Here is a 5,270-nt window from a genome sequence, read left to right on the forward strand (position 1 = left end):
ACTTCCTCGACCACACCGGGCTTGTCGTTGACCACGACATCACCGGCATCCACCGCCGCCCGCAACTCCATCCCGGTACCCACCACAGGGGCCTCGGAACGGATCAACGGCACCGCCTGACGCTGCATATTCGCACCCATCAAGGCACGGTTGGCGTCATCGTGCTCCAGGAACGGAATCATCGCCGTCGCCACCGACACCATCTGCCGCGGCGACACATCCATGTAATCGACCTCGGTGGCGTCGACGAATTCCATTTCCTCGTTACCGCGGCGGCACAGCACCCGGTCCTCGATGAAATTCCCGTCGGCGTCGACCGCGGAGTTGGCCTGGGCCCGGACGTGCCGGTCCTCTTCGTCGGCCGTCAGGTACTTGACCTCGTCGGTGACGCGGCCGTTCTCCACCTTGCGGTACGGCGTCTCGATGAAACCGAACGGGTTGACCCGCGCGTACACCGACAGCGAACCGATCAGGCCGATGTTCGGGCCTTCCGGGGTCTCGATCGGACACATGCGGCCGTAGTGCGAGGGGTGCACGTCGCGGACCTCGAGGCCCGCGCGCTCACGGGACAGACCGCCGGGGCCCAGCGCCGAGAGGCGGCGCTTGTGGGTCAGGCCCGAGAGCGGGTTGTTCTGGTCCATGAACTGCGAGAGCTGGGAGGTTCCGAAGAACTCCTTGATCGCGGCCACGACGGGGCGGATGTTGATCAGGGTCTGCGGCGTGATGGCCTCGACGTCCTGGGTGGTCATCCGCTCGCGGACCACGCGCTCCATCCGGGACAGGCCGACCCGGATCTGGTTCTGGATGAGCTCGCCCACGGTACGGAGACGCCGGTTGCCGAAGTGGTCGATATCGTCCACATCGACCGGGACCTCGACACCGCCGGGGGCGGTCATCGTCCGGTCGCCGGCGTGCAGGCGCACCAGGTACTCGATGGTCGAGACGATGTCCTCGCGGGTCAGCACGGACCCGTCGATGGCCTCACCCGGGTGCAGGCCGAGCTTCTTGTTGATCTTGTAGCGACCGACACGCGCGAGATCGTAACGCTTCTCCTTGAAGAACAGGTTCTCCAGCAGGGTCTGCGCGGACTCCTTCGTGGGCGGTTCGCCCGGGCGCAGCTTGCGGTAGATATCGAGCAGCGCCTCGTCCTGGCCGGCCGTGTTGTCCTTTTCCAGGGTGGACATCATGATCTCGGAGAACCCGAAACGCTCGGTGATCTCCTCGGTGGACCAGCCGAGGGCCTTGAGCAGCACGGTCACCGGCTGACGCCGCTTGCGGTCGATACGCACACCGACGGTGTCACGTTTGTCGACATCGAATTCCAGCCACGCGCCACGGCTCGGGATGACCCGCACGCTGTGCAGATCCTTCTCGGTGCTCTTGTCGACGGAATGATCGAAGTAGACACCCGGCGAACGCACCAACTGGGAGACCACGACACGCTCGGTGCCGTTGATGATGAAGGTGCCCTTGTCGGTCATCATCGGGAAATCACCCATGAAAACCGTCTGGCTCTTGATCTCACCGGTGTTGTTGTTGATGAACTCCGCGGTGACGAACAACGGCGCCGCGTAGGTCATGTCCTTGTCTTTGCACTCGTCGATCGAGGCCTTGACCTCTTCGAACCGAGGGTCGGAGAAGGACAGGGACATGGAGCCGGAGAAGTCCTCGATCGGCGAGAGCTCCTCGAGCACCTCCTCCAGCCCGCCGACCAGCCCGCCGTCACCGCGAGCGGCAGCCCGCTCACGCCAATCAGGCGTGCCGACCAGCCAGGCGAAAGATTCCGTTTGTAGATCGAGAAGTCCGGGCACCTCCAGCGGCTCCCGGATCTTCGCGAAAGACACCCGCAACGGAGCCCCGGGAATACCCCCGGAAACTCCCAGCTTCGTATTGGCGCTTGTCTGGGTGGAGACTGCCAAGATGCGTCCTTCCAGCACCTCACGCGCGTCGCGTGGTGGTCCGCGACCGTCGCTTGTCTGCTACATTTTGGGATTCTCGCTGGTCACAACCCGAACGAGACTCGAACAGCAAACAACGGAAGCAACACCGGAAGGGTGGGACTTTCGTAGTGCGATCAAGGAATGGACAGGAGGCAGCCAGCGCAACGTCCAAACCTACACCTACCTATACGGAGGTGTCAAAGTACCACCCCGGCGAAGCGTTGCGTGGCTGACGCGCCGGGCCGGTTCCGCTGGCTGCGTTCCGGTCCACGGGCGGAGCCTCCGACAACGAATTCGGCGCTGGCGGTCGTCCACTACCGACGGCGGCCGAAGCCGCCTCCAATAGCGTGACTGGTCCGGCGAAACTCGTCAAGTGCCCGTGCCGACCTGGCTTCCTGCGGATCGCCGGCCGCACTACAAGATCAGTAACGCCCCGCCGAATCCGCCCTGTTCCGGCCGGATACGGCGGCCGGAACAGCTCCGGGACCCGCATCGCGGAAACGAAACAGCGCGCCGGGTACGAACCCGACGCGCTGCTTTCGGAAACAGGCTTTTCTTATACCTTGGGGTACTGCGCGGTGTCGAAATCGGACCCGGGGAAATCGTTACCGCGATCACCGCCCCGCCGGCCCGAGTCGTAGGACATGACCATCGTCTCGTCGTTCTGATCGAGCGACTCGCGGATGGCCACCTGCGCGGCGTGCGGCAGGGTGTGCATGATCTCACGTACCCGGTTCTTGCGGCGCTCCACCGCCTGGCGTACCGGCATCCCCGGCTGGGCCTTCATCTGCGGGATGATGCCCTCGACCTCTTCGGCGCCACCGTGGTGATGGCCGGCGTCCACCATCGCCTGCTCGCGCGCCATCTGGGCCTCGTCCTTTTCCTCGGACATACCGATGGGGCCGATCATGCGCCCGTTGAGGAACTGTTTGACCACCGGCTCCTCGCTGGTCAGCAGCACCTCGCGCGGGCCGAACATGACCAGCTGCCGGCGGAACAGCATGCCGATATTGTCCGGTACGGTACGGGCCAGGTTGATGTTGTGGGTCACGATGAGGATCGTGGCGTCGATCTGGGCGTTGATATCGATGAGCAGCTGGCTCAGATACGAGGTGCGCACCGGGTCCAGACCGGAGTCGGGCTCGTCGACCAGGATGATCTGTGGGTCGAGCACGAGCGCCCGGGCCAGCCCGGCCCGTTTGCGCATACCGCCGGAGATCTCGCCGGGCAGCTTGCCCTCGGCGCCGAGCAGACCGGTGAGCTCGAGCTTCTCCATGACGATCTTGCGGATCTCGGACTCGGATTTCTTCGTGTGCTCGCGCAGTGGGAACGCGACATTGTCGAAGAGGTTCATCGAGCCGAACAGCGCGCCGTCCTGGAACAGCACGCCGAAGAGCTTCCGGATCTCGTAGAGCTCCTTGTTGGAGCAGGTGGTGATATCGGTGCCACCGATGAAGATGGAGCCGCGCTCGGGCCGGAGCAGGCCGATCAGCGACTTCAAGAATACGGACTTACCGGTACCCGACGGGCCCAGCAGCGCGCTGACCTCACCGGCAGGCAGGGTAATAGAAACGTCCTGCCAAATCCGCTGTGAACCGAACGACTTGGTTACACTCTCGGTCCTGACCTCGACGCCCACGCCAACCTCCACATTTCTCAGCGAGCTACCCGCTTTGCACCACAGACCCGGAAGCGGTGCGTCACGTCACAGCGAGTCCGGTCACTGTAACCCATGGCACGCCTATAGCACACCCGACCTGACCGAAGAGTAACCATGGTTGCCGAGTTCGATACCGCAGAACCGCCGTTAACCAGCGCACGAGAAAATCGGTCGTAATACGCAGAAAACGGGCGGTCCCCCGTGGGAACCGCCCGTTTCCGGCAGTGCCGGTCGGTATTACTTGACCGAAACCTTGGCGCCGGCGCCTTCCAGCTTCTCCTTGGCGGCCTCGGCGGCTTCTTTGGCCACCTTCTCCAGGATCGGCTTCGGCGCGCCCTCGACGAGGTCCTTGGCCTCCTTCAGGCCCAGGCCGGAGACGATCTCACGGACCACCTTGATGACCTGGATCTTCTTGTCCCCGGCACCCTCGAGGATGACGTCGAACTCGTCCTGCTCCTCGGCGGCCTCGGCGGCGGCCGGGGCGGCACCGGCGGCGGCGACGGCGACCGGAGCAGCAGCGGTGACCTCGAACTTCTCCTCGAACTTCTTCACGAAGTCGGAGAGCTCCAGCAGGGTCATGTTGCCGAAGGTTTCGAGCAGCTCATCAACGTTGGCCATTGATATTTCCTTTCGATAGTGAATGTCTGCGCGGGCGAGCCGGAGTCGACCGTTCCGCAAAGGGGGACGCGGGTCTTACTCCGCGGCGGCGTCTCCGCCTTCGGCCTGCTTCTTCTCCTGCAGCGCGGCGGCCAGGCGGGCCACCTGCGAGGCGGGAGCGTTGAACAGACCGGCGGCCTTGGCCAGGTTGCCCTTCATGGCACCGGCCAGCTTGGCCAGCAGGACCTCGCGGGACTCGAGATCGGCGATCCGCTCGACCTCGGACACGGACAGCGGAGCGCCGTCCATGTAGCCGCCCTTGATGACGAGCGCCTTGTGATCCTTCGCGAAGGTCTTCAGCGCCTTGGCGGCGTCGACCGGCTCACCGGAGATGAACGCGATCGCGGTGGGTCCGACGAACAGATCGTCCAGTCCCTCCACGCCGGCCTCGGCCGCAGCGCGCTTCACCAGGGTGTTCTTGGCGACGGAGTACGTGGCCTCGGCACCGAGCGCACGACGCAGTTCGGTGAGCGCACCGACGGACAGGCCACGGTATTCCGTGACAACTGCGGCCGTCGAGCCCTTGAACTGCTCGGCGATCTCCGCGACCGCGGCAACCTTTTCGGGTTTCGCCATACTTCGCCTCCTCTCTGATGTCGGTATGGATATGCCCTACCGAATCAGGGGCCGGCAAAAGAACAAGCGCCCCGAACGCAGAGCGTCCCGGGGCGCGAAAGAAAATATCGGCACGGCTGCGCGTGCGCGTTCTCCAGCCTCGGCTCTCCCTGCGTGGGCCGCCGGCACTCTCGCCGGACCTTCGACCGATTCCATACGAAATCGGCGACCTACGGTCTTCGGTAGAACGGATTGGTGGTGCCGAACTGGTCGACAACCTGACCGAGCATAGCCGGACACTGCCTCATCTGGCAAAACGGTCGCGATAGCCGGGTTGACCGGGCGACGCCGGCTCCTACCCTTAGCGGATATCGCCGAGCACCTCGTCGAGGTCGGTATGCGACAACCCGATCAGACTGTCGCGGTGCACCCGCGACGGGTGCGCCGGGACGGGGATC

3 protein-coding genes and 1 pseudogene are annotated in these 5,270 nt (G+C 64.4%); all 4 read right to left on the reverse strand.

Annotation, left to right across the window (positions count from 1 at the left end):
• Positions 1–1,937: pseudogene (locus tag ACLML9_RS27625) on the reverse strand (DNA-directed RNA polymerase subunit beta); the annotation flags it as partial.
• 559 nt (positions 1,938–2,496) lie between these two features.
• Entirely contained in the window at positions 2,497–3,579 is a 1,083-nt protein-coding gene (locus ACLML9_RS27630; protein ID WP_411948251.1) for an ABC transporter ATP-binding protein, read from the reverse strand.
• Between the two features lie 258 nt (positions 3,580–3,837).
• The gene (gene rplL, locus ACLML9_RS27635; protein WP_030525645.1) at positions 3,838–4,218 is read right to left on the reverse strand and encodes a 50S ribosomal protein L7/L12; all 381 of its coding nucleotides are present in this window, start codon (positions 4,216–4,218) and stop codon (positions 3,838–3,840) included.
• A 75-nt stretch (positions 4,219–4,293) separates the two neighbouring features.
• Entirely contained in the window at positions 4,294–4,833 is a 540-nt protein-coding gene (gene rplJ, locus ACLML9_RS27640) for a 50S ribosomal protein L10 (RefSeq protein WP_357063988.1), read from the reverse strand.
• Positions 4,834–5,270 lie beyond the last annotated feature (437 nt).

The sequence above is a fragment of the Nocardia sp. NPDC002869 genome (genome assembly GCF_046764065.1).
Taxonomy (GTDB): Bacteria; Actinomycetota; Actinomycetes; order Mycobacteriales; family Mycobacteriaceae; genus Nocardia; species Nocardia rhamnosiphila.

Coding starts and splice junctions, on each gene's coding strand:
- rplL (WP_030525645.1), bottom strand. CDS start 4,218: ATGGCCAACGTTGATGAGCTGCTCGAAACCTTCGGCAACATGACCCTG.
- rplJ (WP_357063988.1), bottom strand. CDS start 4,833: ATGGCGAAACCCGAAAAGGTTGCCGCGGTCGCGGAGATCGCCGAGCAG.